The following is a 22,092-nucleotide window of genomic DNA, read 5'->3' on the forward strand; positions in this document are numbered from 1 at the left end:
GGCAGTAGAGCACTTGTGGCGAGGGAGCTTGCTCCCGCTGGGCCGCGAAGCGGACCCTTTTCGGGACTGCTGCGCAGTCCAGCGGGAGCAAGCTACCTCGCCACGGGCTAGGTAAGCTGGAGCAGCTAATCCCCTCCTCCCCGATTACGATCAATCGAGTTGGAGGGGTTTTTTATGCTTGAAATCTACGTCTGGCTATCACCCTCATCACCATCGTCGGCATCGGGATCATCAATCGTCGAGTCGTCATTATCCTGATCGCCGGGTTTCTGTTCTTCGTTCGTGGCAAGCATCAACTCACCCTGCGCAACTTTCCCGCTCGCTGCTTGCTTTTCATGCTCATCGCATTCGGCCCAGGCCGCTGATGAACCGAGGGACAACATCACCAAAACCTTCAGCAAAAACACTCCGCGCAGAAACATGTTCATAGCCGATTCCTTCTTTTGTCTGGATGAAGACAAAGCCTGACGGCTCTCAAGAAAACTAGTCCTGAACAGACCGGTTCACCAGATAAGACGCTGCTGGACAGCTGGAAATGCCCTGCAAAGACAGATTGGTTTCGAATAAGGCTTATCCCGAACGGTTATGAAGAAACAGACAGCTGGCTGTAATCCCCTGTGGGAGCAAGCCTTGCTCCCACAGCTGCCCCACAAAGCTTTTTGACGGTCCCTCACATCCGCGAAAGGCCCCGCCTGCGCCATGGTAGGCCGACACTCTTCAAAGGCTGCCGACATAATTCAATCGCAAAAGTAACAACTTCACTACGGCACACAGCACTCGCTACTCCCCAGAAAAAGGACTGCCAATAGGACACATTCTCAGCAGCGACTACTTCAACGATTTCGTCTGAAACTTATAACCATGAATAGTTGACCAGTAGAAAGATAGCCGAGCCCAATAAAGGAAACAGCACTCATTGAAGTCGACACTTCAAACTAAAACTCAATCGCGCCACCGCGCCACCTGTTAACGCCACGTCAGTAAGGTGTTGCCAATATTTTATCCAACTCTTCTGCATTGCTTCGTGCAGACAGCCACTGCGCCGCGGCTGAAGCAAGTGATTTCTCAATACGTTTTATCGGCGCAAATGACGTAACTTGAAGAATCCGATCCTGAACACTCTGCACGACATCCAGGGTAACCGTCCACAATGTCCTAAGCTGCCCAACCCCTTTATCAGCAAACACCAAAGGCATATCCAAATGCTCAACAGCATCATGAAAAGCTGAAAAATGCTGTGTTAGTACAGCATCACTGCGCATTTTTATCACTAACGTTTTCAGGATATCTGCGCTGGTTGACGGCAACCCCTGTAGAATTCTTTCGAAGTCGTCTTTGTAGTAGTTAATCAGCCCAGCGTTCGGAACCTTATTATCCCGTATATAAGATTGCGCCACCACCTCAGCAAATGCAGAGGTTACATTGTGCATGTGCCCTCTCACGATCAGCCGATCATTCTCACTCATACCGACGCGCGAAAGTTCCTCTTCCAATTCATGTATGGTATCCAATTGAGTGATCTTACGAAACGCCGTCTGAATCATATTCATAAGCTCGGTTTTAAAGCTCAAAACATCATCTCTCAAATTACCCCCTGTCACTTTTAAACTGCTGATTTCTCCCGACATCTCGTCAATTGCCATTTTGATGGAAGGGATAATCGTAAGATCTGCCTCGCCCAATGGGATCGATATCCCCTCCCATGCCTCTTCAGGTAAACCGCTGAGTTGGGCCGAAGAACTGTCGTATCCAGGCAGAGCCTTTATTTGCCCAACAATAGCAGCACTGACCGCAGTAAAACGTTCTGAGTACACAAAAACTTCTTTGCACAACGCCCGCATGTTTACTTCAATGCCCGCCCACCTTCCTGCATGGCTTAAAACAGCACTAATCAAGGTATTAACGCCCTGTTCATCTAAGGCGGTACTGAGACCACACTGGCTCGAAAGCGTAGTGAAAGCAGTACTTCTTTTCATGCTGTCATAGTCGGCTCGAAGCCGGGTTGAAAGACTGATGTATTCCCTGACCACTTCAATCTCTCTCGCGGTAATAATGGATTCATATTGCGGCTGGCCGGACATTATTTTTACCTCATGAATAGATATCTTTATGCACTAGACACCGTAAGGCAAGTGGCTTATGACAGTTTATAGCCGCCTATCGCGACCCTGCCAACTGTGAACCCTGACAGTAGACAAAGTTGAAAAATTGTGAATACGGCGCAAGAATTTTCTGCAATATAACAAAAAAAACACCCTCTCAGCCCTTTATTCCAAAAAAGTATTATCACCTGTCATATCTTACAGTACCCCAACCCCCCTTCGTATTGCTTAATTACTCCCAGGCATCATCTCTCAATCATGACCGCCTTTCATGAGCGCTCCGAACAATTACTTGGCGGTTTGCAAACAATGCCTAATAGACAAAGTTCATTAACGCTAAAGAGATCCGGTCCATTGATTGCACACCCGTGAAACCAAGCCACTCTTTTTGAAGGAAACTGATCATGGAATACGGCCCAGACTACCCAGCCCCAGTTGTAACCAGTGACGACGTACGCGTTATTTCACGCTATGTCTCAACAGGAAAACTCCTTCCCTTGACAGCTGAGGGTGTGAAAAACCAGATAAATAACGCCCCCGATACACTCGTAACCGAAATCGTGAACAACTACAAAACCATCAACACTCATGCCAACTCATGGGAAAAAACTCAGGACAGCATGATCACTATCAGCTCCGTCCTAGTGGCCTTCTCCAAAGACATACATGAGTATGGCGACGAGGCTGTCGACATTGTTAAAAATATGGAGGGCTATAAATCCAGAAAAATTGGTGATTTGACAGAAAGCGAGCTCAGTGACTTCCCTTCAATATCACTTGACGGTGACGACCAACGTCAGATTTCAACGCTGGAGCAAACAGTCAAATATATCAAGGACTCTATTAATGAAAAAAAGCGAAAAAGCACAGCAGCGTTAGTGGACCTTGATAGTTTTAAAAATACACTCATCAATACCATCGAGCCGTGGATTGGGAGAATGATACAGGTTTCAAGTCCCGACGCGCTGGACGCAGAAATCTCCAACATCCGCCGCGAACTAATTAGGCTTGCAGATAATATTACGCAAGTACAAGCAAAGCCAAGTTTCATGCACAATCTATTGGACTTCGTAACAATATTCAGTCCACTATTATCATCAATAGAACAAAACATAGCGGTAGGAAAACCCGGCGGAGATCTTATCAAGCGCCGAGAAGAAATACTTAACAAGCTGGCAACAGATAACCAGCTTAAGGGCGTACTTCACACACTCAATATCGGCATGGGGTCTTTATACGATATCGTAAACCCGGCAATTAAAGCCACCATGCAGCTCCATAGTCATTGGGAAAACATCCTATTGCTTATTGATGACTCTTCGAATCAGTTCAAAAACAACGCGAGCTACGCCTATCTTGGTCTCTTCGTAAGAAAACTGGAAGCATTGTTACTGGACTGGCGCAGCATTGAAGACAACTCTGCCGCACTTATGAACGCCTTTAGGTTGGACATTCACTAATCCTTAACGTTAACTTCTCGCAAAGGTATATGACCATGAGCGCCGCCGACATGACATTTAACAAACCTAATCTAATGGCTATCAAAGACTGCCGAGAAATCATTAATTATTATGCAAAAATAAAACTTAGCCTTATTGACATACCCGCACTACACAGTGATTTATCAGCACTGGCAACAAACCTCAGCATTGTTGATCAGAATGCCAATGACATTTTGCGCAAAGTCAGCAATGCCATCGACACGACTGATATCGAAGCTGCGCTGGTCGATCTTGGAGAGTTGGAGGGCAGCGTATTAGCTGACTACAAACGCGACCTGAGCGCTACGCTTAACACCAAAAAAAACACACTTATCGCTTTACGTAACGAGCTTTACACACCAACCAACAATTTGAAAACAATGAGCTACGCCAGCAACACCTACAGACTTCAAGAACTCACAGATACAAGAACAAGTCTTCAAGCCATTTCAAAGCTGGAAATGGACGAAGACCACTACGATGTCATGTTGCAGAAAAAACAAGCTCTCGATATAGCAATTGAGGCTTATGAATCAGAGTCTTTGTATGACAAAGCCCTGCCAATTTTAAACCAAGTTGACAATATCGTCACGGCAAGTGATTCGCCAGCAACCTTTAAAAAGGAGCTGGTCAAAGAAGGCGTAGTGGCAGCGAAAACCATCCTGAAGCTTGCTGACGCCGCAATAAAACATGACGATATGCTAAAGGCTCGCATTGAAATTATACAAAAGATCAATGCGCGAAATGCTCGTAACAATGATATCGATAGACAACTCAAGTCAAATTTCGATGAGACAAAACAAATACTGGCCTTTGAGAAGCTGCGGGAGCCAAAGGCCCAGTATGTTGCTGAAGTCGAAAAAATCTATGAATCAATCAACGCCTTTATCACAGTTGTTTTTGTGGGCTCTGAGGTACAGGAAATTGCTAACCGCTTCGTAGAGCATGCCCCCGCACTGAAGGCTTATGCTAATAGTCTCTCTACGGTATGGCTCCGAGGTTAGTCGAACCTGTAGCCCGCCCATGGCAAAACGTTTTGGCGGTTGCCGTGGGTTCTGGCGTAACTGAGCACTGGGAATACATACACTAAAAGCAAACACATACACTAAAAGCAATGGAGTTTTCGGCAATGGCCACATTAACTTTATTTTTTAATAGCGACTCTGACATCAGCCTGTCTAACACCGACACGGTGTACGGACTTGACCAAATCCCGACAGGTTCGAGAGCGCACCTCATATCAAAACTTTCAATCGGGAACGCCTCTTTTTTTAACCGCAATGCGTGGAGTTATCTATCACCCGACGATCACAGACTTGCCTACAATCTCCATTATGGCCCCTGTATCTCCATAAACGGCCCCGGTAGTGGGTACTTTCTAAGTGACAGTAAATTCACCGACCCTTCCTACTCATTAAAGCTTACCGACGAACAATTCAACAATCGCTGGAAACATAATACGTATCGAACGTTAAATCTCATACAAGGCCAATTCCCCCAAAAAGATGAAACATTTTTTGACGACGATATAGCCCTCAATGAATATCCGAAGGACTGGCTACTTAGTGAGTTTCTTATAATAGTAAACACCAACCCCCCACCCTATGGAACAGACCCGTCATCCATCACCAATATAAACTTGGTTGGCTGGGGGCGAGGAGCTGTGAGTTGCCATATGTTAGCGAATTACCTATTAAACAGCAGCCTGGCATCTGCCCCCATCAATATCCTTGCCATTGATCCCATTATCGGTAGCGCTGTTAACTCAGAGTCAATACATACCACGCTTGGCGCAAACGTGCAGGAGTACGTGGGGTTTTATGCTCGAGATGAGCGATCTGCCAGCCTGCCCTGCATAGTTCCCGATACGGCCCCGAACACGCGGGTACATATCTATCCAATAGCCGGTCGCCATACCACCTTGATAGGTAATCAAGCAGCAGATGGCGAAAGTAGGCCCGGGACATTTTCTGAACCCGCCGATTTGGTTTTTTATCTGGCGATGAAATGCTTGAACCGTTGGGACCCAACACTTTCAATCAACACGGCTGGTAGCGGTGACTATCCCGACCTAAGCGTTAATGGCAACCAAGTGCTCGCTAAAATAAAAAGCGAGTACGATGACTACGTCAATATGCGAAACACCACTTACTCAAACCAAAGTCAAGAAGTAAAAGGTGACCGTCAAATCCTATTGAATGGGCAATTCACAAACTTCAAGTCTGCCCAAGGCACTCGCTTCACTCCCAGCCAAGGGCTCGCCAAAGGACATATCGAGGACATGTCTTATTTCCAGGATATCACCTAACACCCTATCGCATGGCCAGCCCAACTATTTTGCTCGGTAGCGGAGTAGCGAACTTACTGGAGAACTAAAATGAAAAAAAGTGTCAGCAGCCTGACCGACTATGTGAAAACACTATCCTCAGGCAAGACCGCAGTCTTCCAAAACTGGGTTACCTTCGATAAAGGCAATACCAGGGTATTCAGAAGCTCACAACCGTACTATGACGGTAACGTTGACACGCTTCAAAAATTTGACTCTCCGGTCATCGCACTTTTAAAGATCTATAATATCAAGGGCATTGTCAGCTTAAATCAAAAATTGATATATGATCACAGCGCGGTAGCACTTGCCAATGAAAGCATCACCTACCACAGTCTCGCCATTGAGGACTTCAGCCCCCCCACAACCCAAGAGCTTCTATCTGGGTGCCAAGCGATTGATAACATTCTGAGCAGAGGCAATGCTTTAGTCTATTGTGGATTTGGTCAGGGAAGGACCGGCACGATGATGACAGCTTATGCCATATACAAACTCCCCAAAGGAAGCCCGGCATCGAAGTTAGAAGAGCTTATTGAAGCGTCGACTGCGGAGACAGATGACCAGGAGAAAGTTCTGCGCGAGTTTTACAAAATGCAAAACCCCTGAAATGCTGTGTGTTGGTTGAATGAGGGTGGTCTTAACGACCACCCTTATATGCGTCCAACGCTCTGCCCTTAATGATGCTCACGCGTGGCACGGAAGTTCACATCCGGCCAACGCTCTTCCATCAGCGCCAGGTTGACCCGGGTCGGGGCCAGGTAGGTCAGGTGACCGCCGCCATCCAGCGCGAGGTTTTCCACAGCCTTGTTGGAAAACTCCTCGAATTTCTTCTTGTCGCTGCAATCGACCCAGCGCGCCGACCACACGGTGATTGGCTCGTAGGAGCACTCGACCTTGTATTCCTCCTTCAAGCGACTGGCGACCACGTCGAACTGCAGCACACCGACGGCACCCAGGATGATGTCGTTGCTGCGGGTCGGGAAGAACACCTGGGTGGCGCCCTCTTCGGCCAGCTGCTGAAGGCCCTGGCGCAGCTGCTTGGACTTGAGCGGGTCCTTCAGGCGCACGCGGCGGAACAGTTCCGGGGCAAAGTGCGGAATACCGGTGTAACCCAGGGCTTCGCCTTCGGTGAAGGTGTCGCCGATCTGGATGGTGCCGTGGTTGTGCAGGCCGATGATGTCACCGGCAAAGGCTTCTTCCAGTTGCTCGCGTTCCGAGGAGAAGAACGTCAGGGCGTCGCCGATGCGCACGTCCTTGCCGGTGCGCACGTGGCGCATCTTCATGCCTTTTTCGTACTTGCCGGAGCAAATGCGCATGAAGGCGATGCGGTCTCGGTGCTTGGGGTCCATGTTCGCCTGGATCTTGAACACGAAGCCCGAGAACTTCTCTTCAACCGGCTCCACGGTGCGCTCGTTGGCGGCGCGCGGCAGTGGGCGTGGAGCCCAATCGACCACGGCGTCGAGCACATGGTCCACACCGAAGTTGCCCAACGCGGTACCGAAAAACACCGGCGTCAGTTGGCCGTCGAGGAATTCCTGCTGGTTGAACTCATGGCAGGCGCCCTGCACCAGTTCCAGTTGCTCGACGAAACGGTCGTATTCGTCGCCCAAGTGTGCGCGGGCTTCGTCGGAGTCGAGCTTCTCGATGATTTTGACGTCGGTGCGCTCATGACCGTGACCGGCGGTGTAGACGATGATGTAGTCGTCGGCCAGGTGGTACACGCCCTTGAAGTCGCGGTAGCAGCCGATTGGCCAGGTGATCGGCGCAGCCTTGATCTTCAGGACCGCTTCGATCTCGTCGAGCAGCTCGATCGGGTCACGGATGTCGCGGTCGAGTTTGTTGATGAAACTGACGATCGGCGTGTCCCGCAGACGGCAGACGTCCATCAGCGCGATGGTCCGTGGCTCGACGCCTTTACCGCCGTCGAGCACCATCAGCGCCGAGTCCACCGCGGTCAGGGTGCGATAGGTGTCTTCGGAGAAGTCTTCGTGGCCCGGGGTGTCGAGCAGGTTGATCATGTGATCGCGATACGGGAACTGCATGACCGACGTGGTAATGGAAATACCCCGCTGCTTTTCCATTTCCATCCAGTCGGAGGTGGCATGGCGGTCGGACTTGCGAGATTTCACCGTGCCGGCAACCGCAATCGCCTTGCCCATCAGCAAGAGCTTTTCGGTGATGGTGGTCTTACCGGCATCGGGGTGAGAAATAATGGCGAAAGTGCGGCGTTTCGCGACTTCGGCGGCCTGTTTGGTCATGGGAAATCGCCTGGCAGGTGATTCAAAAAAGGGCGGCGATTATAGCTCAACTTGCGCCAGGAACCGAACCGTTGAGCACATCCGGGGTGGCCAGATACTCCCCAGCATGGGAACCTTTTGAAGCGTGGAGGCGTCCACCCCCCTGATACGGCTGTTCGTCAGGGACTGAAAAATCAGCAAGTTAGCCTGACGAGGCTGCGCTCATGGCTCGATTTCATGCCGTTTTACCGGCATTGAACAGAGCTGCTTCTCGCGAACGCTTTCCCGGCAACCAGTGATGGTTTGCCGCCCGGGAAGGCGTGCGCCGACTGAAAGACAAAGGAGTCCGCCTGTGGCTATCCGCTATGGCAAAGGGCTTATCGGAGGTGCGGTCGTCGTCGCCCTCCTGGCCCTGTTGATCCACTGGATCGGCATCGATACGATCCAGCATTACCACGACGATCTACTGTTTTACCTGCAAGCGCACCTGGTGCTGGTACTGGCTTCCATGCTGGCGGCCCTGATTGTGGGCATCCCCGCTGGCATCGCCCTCAGCCGCCCCGGCATGGTCGGGCGCGCCGAACGCTTCATGCAAGTGTTCAACATCGGCAACACCGTGCCGCCCCTGGCCGTGCTGGCCATCGCCCTGGGCATCCTGGGTATCGGCAGCGGTCCCGCGATCTTCGCCCTGTTCCTTGCCTCGCTGCTGCCCATCGTGCGCAACACCTACGAAGGCCTGAAAAACGTCCAGGGCTCCCTCAAGGAAGCCGCCGTCGGCATCGGCATGACCCCGCGCCAAGTGCTGTGGAAAGTCGAACTGCCCAACGCCGTGCCGATCATGGTCGGTGGCGTGCGCGTGGCGCTGGCGATCAACGTCGGCACCACCCCGCTGGCGTTCCTGATCGGTGCCAACAGCCTCGGCAGTCTGATCTTCCCCGGCATTGCCCTGAACAACCAGCCGCAGCTGTTGCTCGGCGCGGCCTGCACCGCCCTGCTGGCGTTGCTGCTCGACGGCCTAGTGACACTGGCCAGCCGCCTCTGGCTGGAACGCGGTCTGCGACCGTCATAAGCCAGGCTGGATAAAGGAAATCGTTTATGAAGAAGTTGAGCTTGATACTGGGCTGTGTCCTGCTGTTCGCAGGGTTCGCCCAAGCCGCTGAAAAACCCGTGATCCGCCTCGGCGCGCGGGTGTTCACCGAGCAGACGCTGCTGGCGGAAATCACCGCGCAATACCTGCGCAGCAAGGGTTACGACGCACAGATCACCGGTGGCCTTGGTAGCAACCTGGCCCGCAGCGCCCATGAAACCGGGCAGCTGGATATGCTTTGGGAGTACACCGGCGTGTCGCTGGTGGCCTACAACCATGTCACGGAGAAACTCGACAGCGCCCAGTCCTACGCCCGGGTGAAAGAACTCGACGCCAAAAAAGGCCTGGTCTGGCTGTCACCGTCGAAATTCAGCAACACCTACGCCCTGGCCCTGCCGGAGAACGTCGCGCAGAAGTACCCGCAGATCAATACCATCAGCCAATTGAATACGGTGCTGCAGGCCGAAGCCGATGACAATCATCTGGTGGCCCTGGACACCGAGTTCGCCAACCGCTCCGACGGCCTGGCGGGCATGGTTGAGCAGTACGGCATGAACCTGACCCGCAAGAACATCCGGCAGATGGATGCGGGGTTGGTCTACACCGCCCTGCACAACGGCCAGGTATTCGCCGGGCTGGTGTACACCACTGACGGCCGCCTGAACGCTTTCAAGCTGAAGTTGCTGGAAGACGACAAGCATTACTTCCCCGACTACACCGCCGCGCCGGTGGTGCGCCAGGCCTTCCTCGATGCGCATCCGCAACTGGCCGCGCAACTCAAGCCCCTGGCCGAGCTGTTCGACGATCAAACCATGCGCCAGCTCAACGCCCGCGTGGACGTCAACCATGAAAGCCCCTCCACCGTTGCCGCCGATTTCCTGCGTCAGCATTCCCTGCTCTCAACCCAATGACCTGGAGGAAAAGCCATGGATTTTCTTGACGCCTTTTCCCATCTGGACTGGCCGCTGGTGCTGCACCTGACCTGGCAGCACATCACCCTGGTGGGCATCGCCGTGACCCTGGCAATTGTGGTCGGTGTGCCGCTGGGCATTTTCATGACCCGCTTCCCGGCACTGGCCGGCCCCTTGCAGGCCAGCGCGACGGTGCTGCTGACGATTCCGTCGATTGCACTGTTCGGCCTGTTACTGCCGTTCTATTCCAAATTTGGCCAGGGCCTGGGGCCGATGCCGGCGATCACCGCCGTGTTTCTTTATTCCCTGCTGCCCATCATGCGTAACACCTACCTGGCCCTGACCGGCGTGGAACCCGGCATCCGTGAAGCCGCCCGTGGCATCGGCATGACCTTCGGCCAGCGCCTGCGCATGGTCGAACTGCCCATCGCCGTGCCGGTGATCCTGGCCGGCGTGCGCACCGCCGTAGTCATGAACATCGGCGTCATGACCATCGCCGCCACCATCGGCGCCGGTGGCCTGGGCGTGCTCATCCTCGCTTCCATCAGCCGCAGCGACATGTCGATGCTGATCGTCGGCGCCGTGCTGGTCAGCCTCCTGGCCATCTTCGCCGACCTGCTTCTGCAATGGCTGCAACGCTCGCTGACTCCAAAAGGACTCCTCAAATGATCGAACTTCAAAACCTCAGCAAAACCTTCAAGAGCAACGGCAAAGACGTCAAGGCCGTGGACTCGGTGAACCTGACCGTCAACGAAGGCGAGATCTGCGTGTTCCTCGGGCCGTCGGGCTGCGGCAAAAGCACCACGCTGAAGATGATCAATCGCCTGATCCCGCCCACCTCGGGCAAGGTGTTGATCAACGGCGAAGACACCACCGGTTTGGACGAGGTGACCCTGCGCCGCAACATCGGCTACGTGATCCAGCAGATCGGCCTGTTCCCGAACATGACCATCGAAGAAAACATCACCGTGGTCCCGCGCCTGTTGGGCTGGGACAAGCAGAAATGCCACGACCGCGCCCGCGAGTTGATGAGCATGATCAAGCTCGAACCCAAGCAGTATCTGCATCGCTACCCCCGTGAACTGTCGGGGGGCCAGCAGCAACGGATCGGCGTGATCCGTGCCCTGGCGGCCGACGCGCCGTTGCTGTTGATGGACGAACCCTTCGGTGCGGTGGACCCGATCAACCGCGAGATGATCCAGAACGAGTTTTTTGAAATGCAGCGGGCGCTGAACAAGACGGTGATCATGGTCAGCCACGACATCGACGAAGCCATCAAGCTGGGGGACAAGATTGCAATTTTCCGCGCCGGCAAGCTGATCCAGTGCGACCACCCGGACACGCTGCTGGCGCATCCCGCCGACGAGTTTGTCAGCAATTTCGTCGGTCAGGACAGCACGCTCAAGCGATTGTTGCTGGTCAAGGCCGAAGACGCGGCGGACAACGCCCCATCGGTCAGCCCCGAGACACCGGTGGCCGACGCGCTGGAGTTGATGGACGAACATGACCGTCGTTATGTGGTGGTCACTTGTGCCGAGAACAAGGCCCTGGGGTATGTACGACGTCGCGACCTGCACCGTCAGACCGGTACCTGCGCGCAGTTCCTGCGTGAATTCAATTCCACGGCAGCCTACGACGAGCACTTGCGGATCCTGCTGTCGCGCATGTACGAATTCAACCGTTCGTGGCTGCCGGTGATGGATGCCGAGCGGGTGTTCCTGGGGGAGGTGACGCAGGAATCGATTGCCGAGTACTTGAGTTCAGGCAAGTCTCGTGGGGGTAAGACCAGTATCGTTTCGCCCGCCGAAACAGCGTTGGCCTGACTGACGCCTTCGCGAGCAAGCCCGCTCCCACATTAGATCTGCGTCAGCGTATTATTTTGTGGTTGAACGCGGGCCAGTGTGGGAGCGGGCTTGCTCGCGAATGGGGCACCACAAATGCCCCTGAAACACCTCAAAAACAACTTCAACGGGAACATCAATCTGTCACGCAGGTCGGTTACATCATGGGCTGTCGCGGGCCGCACGACAGACGCGTGCAAAAACGCGACATTTTTAGTTGATCTCAGGCCCCTCACGCCCTAAAGTTCGCGCCGAACGTCCATGCTGGAAACGATCCATCCGGCTCAAGTACTGACGACGAGACAGCAAGGCCAAGGGAATCACGCATCCCGTGGCCTTTTTGCTTTCGGCGACATGCCTTGGGAAGTAGGCGAACCAAAGTGGGGATACGGAGGACGTTCACGAGGGTTGCTTGCCCTCACACCCATTGATCTTGATGTTTGCCAGTAGGAGTCCCACCGTATGTCGATCCAGGTCGAAGATTATTTCGCGCGCGAAACCTTCCAGAAAATGAAAGCGTTCGCCGACAAGCAGGAAACCCCATTCGTGGTGATCGACACCGCGATGATCTCCCAGGCCTATGACGACCTGCGCGCCGGTTTCGATTTCGCCAAGGTTTACTACGCCGTCAAGGCCAACCCGGCGGTGGAAATCATCGACCTGCTCAAGGAAAAAGGCTCGAACTTCGACATCGCCTCGATCTATGAGCTCGATAAGGTCATGAGCCGTGGCGTGGGCCCGGATCAAATCAGCTACGGCAACACCATCAAGAAATCCCGAGACATCCGCTACTTCTACGAGAAGGGCGTGCGCCTGTACGCCACCGACTCCGAAGCCGACTTGCGTAACATCGCCAAGGCCGCGCCGGGTTCGAAAGTCTATGTGCGCATTCTCACCGAAGGCTCGACCACCGCTGACTGGCCACTGTCGCGCAAATTCGGCTGCCAGACCGACATGGCCATGGACCTGCTGATCCTGGCGCGTGACCTGGGCCTGGTGCCGTACGGCATTTCGTTCCACGTCGGCTCGCAACAGCGCGACATCAGTGTCTGGGACGCGGCGATTGCCAAGGTCAAAGTCATCTTCGAGCGTCTGAAAGAAGAAGATGGCATCGTATTGAAGCTGATCAACATGGGCGGCGGCTTCCCGGCCAACTACATCACCCGCACCAACAGCCTGGAAACCTACGCCCAGGAAATCATCCGCTTCCTCAAGGAAGACTTCGGCGACGATCTGCCGGAAATCATCCTGGAGCCGGGCCGTTCGTTGATCGCCAACGCGGGCATCCTGGTCAGCGAAGTGGTGCTGGTGGCGCGTAAATCCCGTACCGCCGTCGAGCGTTGGGTGTACACGGATGTGGGCAAATTCTCCGGTTTGATCGAAACCATGGACGAAGCCATCAAGTTCCCGATCTGGACCGAGAAGAAAGGCGAGATGGAAGAAGTGGTCATCGCCGGTCCTACCTGCGACAGCGCCGACATCATGTACGAAAACTACAAGTACGGTTTGCCACTGAACCTGGCCATCGGTGATCGTCTGTACTGGCTGTCGACCGGTGCTTACACCACCAGTTATAGCGCGGTTGAGTTCAATGGCTTTCCACCGCTGAAGTCGTTTTACGTGTAACGACCAAGTAACAAAGTTAAAACCCGTGGCTCGCCACGGGTTTTTTATGCTTAAAAACCAGCCACCCGAAAACACATCGAAATACATAAATAGCGTTACAGTCCAAGCCTGTACGGCCTAAAAAAACAAACCTAATATCGGCACTCCTACATGCAAACTAAAAGGAATTAGAACATGTTATCGAACATCAACACGGCGGTACCGTACATCACTAAAAATGATGCAAGGCGAATTAGATCCTACGTGACCGAAGCCCAAACGCTTCCGCGAACTCTTGAGACTGTTCAACAGTAAATTAAAACCGATAAGACCGATATTAACGGCCTGGAACCTTCAGACCTACTCGACCTTTATCAAAAAATAGTAGCCAACGCCAACTCATGGAATGACGTCGAAATTTCCATGAAATGGGTGGCAAGCAACCTGGAGACGTTTTCTGTAGATTTGATCGAATACGGCCAAGGCATTGTTGACGCGGTAATGACATTACCTGGGTATCAGGACTACCTTGGTACAGTGGAGCAGCTGAACAAGGAGGACATCGAGAAACTTCCGTCGCTTGAAATTGGCAGCGAAGGTAAAAACGATTCACCTCGATAAAGGAGTCCCTTAAATTTATCGCAGACTCTATTGCAGAGAAGAAGCTTAGCAGCACTCACAGCGAGCTTCTTGTGAAAAATTTCAAGAAAGATTCGTCAGAAAAAGGACTTTCCATGACTGCTATTAATTATGTGCTGCCAAACTTCGAAGTTATCGGTCACAGCCGTGACAGTATTCGCGATCAAGCGCTTGTCGGCTCTGCCAATATTTATATCAGGGCGCTGGGCGAAGAGCTTATTAACCTGAACGCCACTATCACTGCATCGGACCAGCAGGTTTCAAATTCGATAGCTTCCGCCAGCATCGCTTTGGAGACAGATGCCCTGATGTTTAGCCTGGAGGCGCTCAATCAGCTTTCCCGCAACAGCCCGGAAAACAGCAAGATGGAAGCGGTTAAAAACTACGAGGGCACCCTTAGTAAAGCAATCGAACTTTGCGCCGACCGTCTTACCCAGGTGTATACGGAAGTTTTTTCAAGCCTTTCTAACGTAGAAAGCGCAACCATCACTAACAACCGTTTCCGACTCGTCGAACTTGGAAAAAACCTCAGCCGGCTGGACACGGAACTCAGCGCCGAACAAGGTCCTTTAAACGTGCTTGTCACCGACGAGAAAATCTTGAATGAAGCGATTGCTCTGTTTGAAGGTAAAAGCTCTTATGACCGTTTGAAACCGCTGCTGCAACAGTTGTCAGGGCTCATCGCCAACGGCCAGGCCCCGCAGGCCATGGCGATCCAAGCGGCGGTGGAAGTGGTGTTCAAGGTGTTGGACGAAGCAAACGAATTGGCCAAATACAAAGATCTGCTCAAGGCCCGCGAAACCCTTCAAAGCCGAATCAGCGCTCGCAAGCAGAGAGTCCATTCTCTGCAAGCACAACTCAAGGACAATGCCAGCAAGACCCTGCAACTGACGGATGCACAGAGCGTCGTACCTCATCAACGCGCTTACTTGGACGAAACGGGAAAACACATTGAAACGCTGGGGTCGTTTCTGAAAACTATCGCGCCCGTACCCAATGAGAGTCTTACCAAGACCGCTCAACGGCTGATTGAGCACTCTCCTTCCCTACGCGACTATCTGCAGGCCATGCGGCGTCATTGGTTGCGAGGCTAAGCAAGCCACCCTAGTGTCGGGCGGGGGGTATGCCGGTCATTCGCGCACCGGCCGGCATACTTGCCAAGAGCGGTCGTTGCTCCCTGAGTAGCTCAGACAGACGCCATTCATAAGCCCCGGCCATGCCACGAATGTCCGGATGGCGCGCCTTGAGTAACGCTTCGCTGCACACTTGCAAGAAGCTGCTGTTGCCACCGGCCAACGCCTTGCGCAGCCAGTCCAACGCTTGCTCGATACGCCCCTCTTCGGCCAACACCGCGGCGTAACTGAACTGCCCCCTGAAATCCCCACCCTCAGCCGAACGCCGATACCAGGCCACGGCCGCAACCGGATCCGCCGGGCAATGAAGCCCATCCTCCAGATAACGCCCCAGCAGGTTCATCGACTTCGCATGGCCCAGCTCGGCCGCGCGACGATAGAAACTCAACGCTTGCGTCTGATCCTCCATCACGCCTCGCCCGGTCGCCAACAGATTGGCGTAGTTGTACATCGCCCAATCCAGCCCCGCCTCGGCGGCCTGGCGATAATGCCCGGCGGCTATCGAAGCATCGGCGGTGCAGCCCCAACCGTGCTCATGGCAGCGCCCCAGCATGTTGCGCGCCATCAAATGCCCTCGCCGGGCGGCGATGGCGAACCAACGCATGGCCAGCGGTTGGTCCTGCGCGATGCCCTGGCCGTCGAGCAGAATCTGCCCCAGCAATGCCTGGGCATCGAGCACGCCTTCGCGAGCGCCGAGCAGAATCGCCTGGGCCGCTCGCGCCGGGCTTTCGTAGAGCATGGCTTTGAGACCCTCGCCGTCGAGCACTTCCTCACGGCGCAGACGAAAATCCGCCACTTACACCTCAACCCAGCGGCGCAACAGGTTGTGATAGGTGCCGGTGAGGCGAATCAACGAAGGGTGGTCGGGCAGGTCTTGGGTCAGCTGCTGGATCGCACCGTCCATCTCAAACAGCAACGCCCGCTGGCTGTCTTCGCGCACCAGGCTCTGGGTCCAGAAGAACGACGCGTAGCGTGCGCCGCGAGTGACGGCGTTGACCTTGTGCAGGCTGGTGCCCGGATACAACACCATGTCCCCGGCCGGCAACTTGACCCGCTGGATACCGTAGGTGTCCTGGATCTCCAGCTCGCCGCCGTCGTAGTCCTGCGGGTCGCTGAAGAACAGGGTTGCCGACAGGTCGGTGCGTACCCGTTCGGCACTGCCCTTGGGCTGGCGTACGGCGTTGTCGATATGAAAGTCAAAACTGCCGCCGGCGGTGTAGCAGTTCACCAGCGGAGGGAACACTTTGTGCGGTAACGCCGCTGACATGAACAAAGGGTTTTTCCACAGCCGCTCAAGCATCGCCGCGCCGATTTCCTTGGCCAGGGGATGGCCCTCGGGCAGTTGCAGGTTGTGCTTGGCCTTGGCCGATTGATAACCGGCGGTGATCTTGCCGTCTGCCCACTCGGCCTGTTCCAGCGCCTCGCGGATGTGCTGCACTTCTTCAGGAGAAAACACGCCGGGAATGTGCAGCAACATGGCATTCGAACCTGTGGATAAATCGAGCGCCAATGGTAGTGATTCTTATTGACTGTGCACAACCCCTGCGACGTATCACTCGACCAAAATCGTAAAGGCAAACTGTAAAGAATGTAAATTCCTCGCAAATAGTAATATTTCTCAATTGATACAAAGACCTGTTTACCCTATATTCCGCGACCTCAAATCCTTGGGGAAGGGAAATATTCATGTCGCGTCAACCACAACAATCACCGGTCAATTCACCACGTTTGCTGGCATCCGCCATCGGCGTCGCCCTCAGTGCGACGTCCGCTGCACAGGTGGCCCAAGCGGCGCAGAACACCGACGAAAAAGCCCCGCGCGATACCATTTCCCTGGATGCCACCAGCATCACCGGTGAAGCTCAGGGCACGACTTCCTACCAGGTCGAAAAAGCCTCTTCCCCGAAGTACACCGCACCGCTGGTAGACACCCCGCGCTCGGTGACAGTCATTCCGCAGCAGGTGCTCAAGGACACTGGTGCGCTCAATATGCAGGATGCGTTGCGCACCGTGCCTGGTATCACCTTCGGCGCCGGTGAAGGCGGCAACCCCCAGGGCGACCGCCCGTTCATTCGCGGCTTCGATGCCCAAGGCGATACCTACCTCGATGGCGTGCGCGACACCGGCTCGCAAAGCCGCGAAATTTTCGCCGTGGAGTCCATTGAAGTCAGCAAGGGCCCGAACTCGGCCATCGGCGGTCGTGGCGCCGCGGGCGGCACGATCAATCTGATCAGCAAGAAAGCTCACCTGGGTGACAGCTTCGATGGCGGTTTCACCTGGGGTTCGGACCAAACCCAGCGCTACACCCTGGACGGCAACTATCAGTTCAGCGACACCGCCGCCGGCCGCCTCAACCTGATGAGCCACGAAAGCAACGTCGCCGGCCGCGACAAGGTCAATTACGACCGCTGGGGCATCGCGCCGTCGCTGGCGTTTGGCCTGGGCACCGACACCCGGGTCAACCTCGATTACTACCATCTGGAAAGCAATGACCTGCCGGACGCTGGCATCCCCTACACCATGCCCGCCTCGGGTGCGACAGCCGACCGCAGCAAATCCAACCCGGACAAACCCTACGCCGGCGGCGACAGCAGCAACTTCTACGGCCTCACCGACCGCGACTTTCGCAAGACCCGCACCGACACCGCGACCTTCGCCATCGAGCACGACCTGAGCGATGCGCTGACGGTCAAAAACACCCTGCGACACGGCTCCAGCATGCAGGACTACATCCTGACCCAGCCCGACGACAGCAAGGGCAACGTCAACAACGGCACCGTCTGGCGTCGGGTCAACACCCGGGTCAGCAACGTCGATACCACCACCAATCAGACCGATCTGTTCGGTGACTTCTACCTCGCCGGGTTCAAGAACAGCTTCTCCACCGGTATCGAGTTAAGCCGCGAGACAGGCGAAAAATCCTCCTACACCGTCAACACCGACACCGTGCCGGGCACCACTGCCGCGAACACCAACTGCACCCCGTCGATGATCGGTTCGTCGAGCGGCTACAACTGCACCTCGCTGTCCAATCCGAACCCGGATGACCCGTGGAACGGCACAATTACGCGCAACTACGCCGGCACCGACACCACCAGCGTCACCCGCGCGCTCTATGTGTTCGACACCCTGGAACTGACGCCGCAATGGCTGCTGAACATGGGCCTGCGCTACGACCACTTCGACACGAAGTACAACACCTACAACGCCGCCGGCACCACCACGTCCAAGGGCGATGACACCAGCGAGTTCGTCACCGGCCAGTTGGGTCTGGTCTGGAAACCGGCCGATAACGGCAGCCTCTACGCCTCCTATGCCACTTCAGCCACACCGCCGGGCAACATGGTCGGTGAAGGCCAGGAAGGCAATCCGCTGGGCGGCACGCCGGACCGCAACGGCAACCTGCTCAAGAGCGACATGGAGCCGGAAACCACCAAGAACTACGAAATCGGCACCAAGTGGGACTTGCTCAACAGCCGCCTCTCGCTGACCGCTGCGATTTTCCGCACCGAGAAAGAGAACGCCCGGGTCCAGGTCGACACCACAACCTACGAGAACGCCGGCAAAACCCGTGTCGACGGCATCGAGCTGTCAGCCAGCGGCAAGATCACGGATAAATGGCAGGTGTTCGCCGGCTACAGCTACCTGGACAGCAAACAGGTCGATGGCGGCCCAATGAGCGTCACCGACGGCAACGAACTGCCGAACACACCGAAGAACAGCACCAGCGTCTGGACCACGTATGCGCTCACGTCGAAGCTGACCATCGGCGGCGGAGCCTTCTACGTTGACGACGTATTCGGCAACGTGGCCAACACCACCATGGTCGATTCTTACGTGCGCTACGACGCCATGGCCAACTACAAGGTCAGCAAGCACCTGGACCTGCAACTCAACGTGCAAAACCTGACGGACGAAACCTACTACGACAAAGCGCTCGGGAACCACTTTGCCAACCAGGCGGCCGGGCGCACTGCGTTGCTGAGCACCAACTTCCATTTCTAACCGGGCGGCATTCCCACGCAGGAGCGTGGGAACGATCAAACAAGGACGCATGCCCCGCTCATGAAAATGATCGGGGCTTTTATGTGTGTTTATGAATGCTTCTCGATAACACACGGCATAATGCACGCCGTGATGAACAGTAATGAATGAAAGGCGGGCGACGTGTTGAAGAAAACCCTGTTCCAGTTGCACTGGTTTTTCGGCATCAGTGCCGGGCTGGTCCTGGCCTTTATGGGCGTTACTGGCGCTGCGGTGTCGTTCCAGGACGAGATCCTGCGGGCGTTGAACCCGCAGGTACTGACGGTCGAGAAACAACCGGCCGGCGTCTTGCCGCCTGCCGAACTGGTGGAACAGATCGAAACCGCCTCCGGCAAAACCGTCGCCATGCTCTGGGTCGAGACCGACAGCGGCAACGCCGCACGGGTGATATTCACCGCCCCGCCCGGGGAAAAACGTGGGTCGATGCGCTACTTCAACCCCTATAACGCTCAGTTCATGGGCGATGTGGTGGGCCAGGATTTCTTCGGCCTGATGCTCAAGCTGCACCGCATCCTGGCCATGGAAGATGTTGGCCGGCAGATTACCGGTGCCTGCACGCTGATCCTGGTGTTTTTCTGCCTGTCCGGGCTCTACCTACGCTGGCCGCGCCAATGGAAAAGCTGGCGCGCCTGGCTGACCCTCGATTGGGCGAAAAAAGGCCGCAGCTTCAACTGGGACCTGCATTCGGTGGCCGGCACCTGGTGCCTGGTGTTTTATCTGCTGGCCGCACTGACCGGGCTGACCTGGTCTTACGACTGGTACAACAAAGGCGTGACCCACCTGCTCTCCGATTCGCCCAAGGAGGAACGGGTGCGCAATCGCGGCCCGGTACCCATCGGCCCGCCGCCAGTGGCCGATTACCGGGCCATGTGGAGCAGTATCTACAGCGCCGCCGGCCCGGACCTGTCCTCCTATAACGTGCGCATGCCGCCCGTGGCCGGGCAACCGGCGACCGTGTTCTATCTGCTGAAGAACTCGCCTCACGACCGGGCGCTGAACCAGATCATGCTCGACCCGACCACCGGCGTCGTCAGCCGGCACAACCGCTACAGCGACAAAAGCCTCAAGGCGCAGTTGCTGACCAGCATCTATGCCCTGCATGTGGGCAGTTATTTCGGCTTGGTCGGGCGGATCCTCATGACAGTCGCCGCGCTGACCATGCCGCTGTTCTTCATCACCGGCTGGTTGCTGTACCTGGACCGTCGCCGCAAGAAGCGCCAGGTCAAGCACGCCCGCCAGGAACTGGCCCCCCATCAAAGCGATGCGCCGGCGTGGCTGATCAGCTTCGCCAGCCAGAGCGGTTTTGCCGAGCAACTGGCCTGGCAGACCGCCGGCCAGCTCCAGGCCGCCGGGTTGCCGGTGAAGGTCCAGCCGTTGGCTGGCGTCAACGAGCAGGACCTGAGCAACGCCACCCACGCCTTGTTCGTCGTCAGTACCTTTGGTGACGGCGAAGGACCGGACAGCGCCCGGGGTTTCGAGCGCAAGGTGCTGGGTCAGGCACTGAGCCTGGAGCGCCTGCAGTATTCGGTGCTGGGCCTGGGGGACCGGCAGTATGAAAACTTCTGCGGCTTCGCCCGGCGCCTGCACACCTGGCTGGCGGAGCACGGCGGCAAGACGCTGTTCGCCCCAGTGGAAGTCGACAGCGGCGACCCTTATGCCTTGCGCCACTGGCAACAACAATTGGCTGAACTGACGGGCCAGGCCCCGGTGGACACCTGGCAGGCACCCAGTTTCGAGAACTGGACGCTGAGCCAACGCACCTTGCTCAACCCCGACAGCATCGGCTCGGGCGTCTACCTGCTGGGCCTCACCGCCCCCGGCCCGAGCAGTTGGCTGGCCGGTGACCTGGTGGAGGTCCTGCCGCGCAATGACCTGGGGGCCATCGAGCATTTCCTCGACGGCTTGGGCATCGCGGGGATCGCTCGCGTGCAAGTCGATGGCTTGTCCCAAAGCCTCAATCAGGCCCTGGCCACCCGCCAGTTGCCGGAAAACCGCGCGCATCTGGTGGGCCTGCATGCCCAGGCATTGGTGGATGCGCTGGCACCGCTGGCGCTGCGCGAATATTCCGTCGCCTCGATTCCGGCCGATGGCGTGCTGGAACTGATCGTGCGCCAGGAACATCACGCCGACGGCAACCTGGGCGTCGGCTCCGGCTGGCTCACCGAACACGCCCCGCTGGGCAGTGCCATCAGCCTGCGGGTGCGCCGCAACAGTGGTTTCCATTTGCCGTCCCAGGGCGTGCCGATGATCTTGCTAGGCAATGGCACCGGCCTGGCCGGCCTGCGCAGCCTGCTCAAGGCGCGCGTCACTGAAGGCATGCAACGCAACTGGTTGCTGTTTGGCGAGCGCCAGCGCGAGCATGATTTCCACTGCCGCGATGAGTTGCTCGAATGGCTGACGTCCGGTGACCTGGAGCGTCTGGACCTGGCGTTTTCCCGGGATCAGGAACAGAAAATCTACGTCCAGGACCGCCTGCGCGAATCGGCGGCGCTGCTCAAGCAATGGCTGGCCGACGGTGCAGTGATTTATATCTGCGGCAGCTTGCAGGGCATGGCGTCGGGGGTGGACCAAGTGCTCAACGAGGTGCTGGGAGCTGAGGAAGTGGAGCGGTTGATCGAGCAAGGGCGGTATCGGCGGGACGTCTACTGACAGCCCCATCTTGAGCTTGTGGGAGCAAAGCTCGCTC

Annotated in this window: 18 protein-coding genes; 13 read left to right on the forward strand and 5 right to left on the reverse strand. The window is 55.8% G+C overall.

The features are described from left to right. Window positions 1-185 precede the first annotated feature (185 nt). Entirely contained in the window at window positions 186-428 is a 243-nt protein-coding gene (locus tag ACA047_RS25040; RefSeq protein ID WP_497353970.1) for a hypothetical protein, read from the reverse strand. 549 nt (window positions 429-977) lie between these two features. After that, a complete protein-coding gene (locus ACA047_RS25045; RefSeq protein ID WP_497353972.1) occupies window positions 978-2,081 on the reverse strand; it encodes a hypothetical protein in 1,104 nt (367 codons plus the stop codon). 425 nt (window positions 2,082-2,506) lie between these two features. Here ACA047_RS25045 and ACA047_RS25050 point away from each other — a divergent pair, with 425 nt between their 5' ends. From ACA047_RS25050 to ACA047_RS25065, 4 genes are all read left to right on the forward strand, one after another. Continuing rightward, on the forward strand, window positions 2,507-3,562 hold the full coding sequence (locus ACA047_RS25050) for a hypothetical protein (RefSeq protein ID WP_497353974.1): 1,056 nt from the start codon (window positions 2,507-2,509) through the stop codon (window positions 3,560-3,562). A 35-nt stretch (window positions 3,563-3,597) separates the two neighbouring features. Then, window positions 3,598-4,587 (forward strand): alpha-xenorhabdolysin family binary toxin subunit B, encoded by a 990-nt coding sequence (locus ACA047_RS25055; protein WP_497353976.1) that lies wholly within the window; start codon window positions 3,598-3,600, stop codon window positions 4,585-4,587. Window positions 4,588-4,712: 125 nt separating this feature from the next. Then, a complete protein-coding gene (locus tag ACA047_RS25060; protein ID WP_497353978.1) occupies window positions 4,713-5,891 on the forward strand; it encodes a hypothetical protein in 1,179 nt (392 codons plus the stop codon). Window positions 5,892-5,960: 69 nt separating this feature from the next. Next, the gene (locus ACA047_RS25065) at window positions 5,961-6,515 is read left to right on the forward strand and encodes a protein-tyrosine phosphatase family protein (RefSeq protein WP_497353980.1); all 555 of its coding nucleotides are present in this window, start codon (window positions 5,961-5,963) and stop codon (window positions 6,513-6,515) included. 68 nt (window positions 6,516-6,583) lie between these two features. On the opposite strand, the gene ACA047_RS25070 is transcribed toward ACA047_RS25065, so the two are convergent. Continuing rightward, window positions 6,584-8,167, reverse strand: coding sequence for a peptide chain release factor 3 (locus ACA047_RS25070; RefSeq protein ID WP_497353982.1), 1,584 nt, complete (start codon window positions 8,165-8,167; stop codon window positions 6,584-6,586). Between the two features lie 331 nt (window positions 8,168-8,498). On the opposite strand from ACA047_RS25070, the gene ACA047_RS25075 reads away from it, so the two are divergent. The 7 genes from ACA047_RS25075 to ACA047_RS25105 all read left to right on the forward strand — a co-directional run bounded on the left by ACA047_RS25075 (window position 8,499) and on the right by ACA047_RS25105 (window position 15,323). After that, window positions 8,499-9,215, forward strand: a complete 717-nt coding sequence (locus ACA047_RS25075; protein WP_497353984.1) for an ABC transporter permease — start codon at window positions 8,499-8,501, stop codon at window positions 9,213-9,215. A 26-nt stretch (window positions 9,216-9,241) separates the two neighbouring features. Next, the gene (locus ACA047_RS25080) at window positions 9,242-10,144 is read left to right on the forward strand and encodes a glycine betaine ABC transporter substrate-binding protein (RefSeq protein ID WP_497353986.1); all 903 of its coding nucleotides are present in this window, start codon (window positions 9,242-9,244) and stop codon (window positions 10,142-10,144) included. Window positions 10,145-10,159: 15 nt separating this feature from the next. Beyond that, on the forward strand, window positions 10,160-10,813 hold the full coding sequence (locus tag ACA047_RS25085) for an ABC transporter permease (protein WP_003197757.1): 654 nt from the start codon (window positions 10,160-10,162) through the stop codon (window positions 10,811-10,813). Continuing rightward, a complete protein-coding gene (locus tag ACA047_RS25090) occupies window positions 10,810-11,967 on the forward strand; it encodes an osmoprotectant ABC transporter ATP-binding protein OsmV (RefSeq protein ID WP_497353989.1) in 1,158 nt (385 codons plus the stop codon). The genes ACA047_RS25085 and ACA047_RS25090 overlap by 4 nt, the downstream gene beginning before the upstream one ends. 480 nt (window positions 11,968-12,447) lie before the next feature. Continuing rightward, complete coding sequence (locus ACA047_RS25095) at window positions 12,448-13,611, forward strand: type III PLP-dependent enzyme (RefSeq protein WP_497353991.1); 1,164 nt, start codon at window positions 12,448-12,450, stop codon at window positions 13,609-13,611. A gap of 402 nt (window positions 13,612-14,013) precedes the next feature. Continuing rightward, the gene (locus tag ACA047_RS25100) at window positions 14,014-14,211 is read left to right on the forward strand and encodes a hypothetical protein (protein WP_497353993.1); all 198 of its coding nucleotides are present in this window, start codon (window positions 14,014-14,016) and stop codon (window positions 14,209-14,211) included. 71 nt (window positions 14,212-14,282) lie between these two features. After that, the gene (locus tag ACA047_RS25105; protein WP_497353995.1) at window positions 14,283-15,323 is read left to right on the forward strand and encodes an alpha-xenorhabdolysin family binary toxin subunit B; all 1,041 of its coding nucleotides are present in this window, start codon (window positions 14,283-14,285) and stop codon (window positions 15,321-15,323) included. Between the two features lie 10 nt (window positions 15,324-15,333). Here the strand turns inward: ACA047_RS25105 and ACA047_RS25110 are convergent, their stop codons facing one another. Together ACA047_RS25110 and ACA047_RS25115 are read right to left on the reverse strand one after the other, a co-directional pair. After that, window positions 15,334-16,101, reverse strand: a complete 768-nt coding sequence (locus ACA047_RS25110) for a tetratricopeptide repeat protein (RefSeq protein ID WP_497360540.1) — start codon at window positions 16,099-16,101, stop codon at window positions 15,334-15,336. A 57-nt stretch (window positions 16,102-16,158) separates the two neighbouring features. After that, a complete protein-coding gene (locus ACA047_RS25115) occupies window positions 16,159-16,839 on the reverse strand; it encodes a Fe2+-dependent dioxygenase (protein WP_497353997.1) in 681 nt (226 codons plus the stop codon). Window positions 16,840-17,048: 209 nt separating this feature from the next. On the opposite strand from ACA047_RS25115, the gene ACA047_RS25120 reads away from it, so the two are divergent. Both ACA047_RS25120 and ACA047_RS25125 read left to right on the forward strand, forming a co-directional pair. Beyond that, entirely contained in the window at window positions 17,049-19,367 is a 2,319-nt protein-coding gene (locus ACA047_RS25120) for a TonB-dependent receptor (protein WP_497353999.1), read from the forward strand. A 162-nt stretch (window positions 19,368-19,529) separates the two neighbouring features. After that, window positions 19,530-22,055 carry a PepSY domain-containing protein gene (locus ACA047_RS25125; protein ID WP_497354001.1) on the forward strand — a complete coding sequence of 842 codons (2,526 nt, stop codon included), beginning with the start codon at window positions 19,530-19,532 and terminating at the stop codon, window positions 22,053-22,055. The last annotated feature ends 37 nt before the right edge of the window (window positions 22,056-22,092 follow it).

Source organism: Pseudomonas sp. LBUM1664 (assembly GCF_059695895.1).

Excerpts from the sequence above, each read along its gene's own strand:
- ACA047_RS25040 (WP_497353970.1), bottom strand. The coding sequence starts at position 428 with ATGAACATGTTTCTGCGCGGAGTGTTTTTGCTGAAGGTTTTGGTGATG.
- ACA047_RS25045 (WP_497353972.1), bottom strand. The coding sequence starts at position 2,081 with ATGTCCGGCCAGCCGCAATATGAATCCATTATTACCGCGAGAGAGATT.
- ACA047_RS25050 (WP_497353974.1), top strand. The coding sequence starts at position 2,507 with ATGGAATACGGCCCAGACTACCCAGCCCCAGTTGTAACCAGTGACGAC.
- ACA047_RS25055 (WP_497353976.1), top strand. The coding sequence starts at position 3,598 with ATGAGCGCCGCCGACATGACATTTAACAAACCTAATCTAATGGCTATC.
- ACA047_RS25060 (WP_497353978.1), top strand. The coding sequence starts at position 4,713 with ATGGCCACATTAACTTTATTTTTTAATAGCGACTCTGACATCAGCCTG.
- ACA047_RS25065 (WP_497353980.1), top strand. The coding sequence starts at position 5,961 with ATGAAAAAAAGTGTCAGCAGCCTGACCGACTATGTGAAAACACTATCC.
- ACA047_RS25070 (WP_497353982.1), bottom strand. The coding sequence starts at position 8,167 with ATGACCAAACAGGCCGCCGAAGTCGCGAAACGCCGCACTTTCGCCATT.
- ACA047_RS25080 (WP_497353986.1), top strand. The coding sequence starts at position 9,242 with ATGAAGAAGTTGAGCTTGATACTGGGCTGTGTCCTGCTGTTCGCAGGG.
- ACA047_RS25085 (WP_003197757.1), top strand. The coding sequence starts at position 10,160 with ATGGATTTTCTTGACGCCTTTTCCCATCTGGACTGGCCGCTGGTGCTG.
- ACA047_RS25090 (WP_497353989.1), top strand. The coding sequence starts at position 10,810 with ATGATCGAACTTCAAAACCTCAGCAAAACCTTCAAGAGCAACGGCAAA.
- ACA047_RS25095 (WP_497353991.1), top strand. The coding sequence starts at position 12,448 with ATGTCGATCCAGGTCGAAGATTATTTCGCGCGCGAAACCTTCCAGAAA.
- ACA047_RS25100 (WP_497353993.1), top strand. The coding sequence starts at position 14,014 with ATGAAATGGGTGGCAAGCAACCTGGAGACGTTTTCTGTAGATTTGATC.
- ACA047_RS25110 (WP_497360540.1), bottom strand. The coding sequence starts at position 16,101 with ATGCTCTACGAAAGCCCGGCGCGAGCGGCCCAGGCGATTCTGCTCGGC.
- ACA047_RS25115 (WP_497353997.1), bottom strand. The coding sequence starts at position 16,839 with ATGTTGCTGCACATTCCCGGCGTGTTTTCTCCTGAAGAAGTGCAGCAC.
- ACA047_RS25120 (WP_497353999.1), top strand. The coding sequence starts at position 17,049 with ATGTCGCGTCAACCACAACAATCACCGGTCAATTCACCACGTTTGCTG.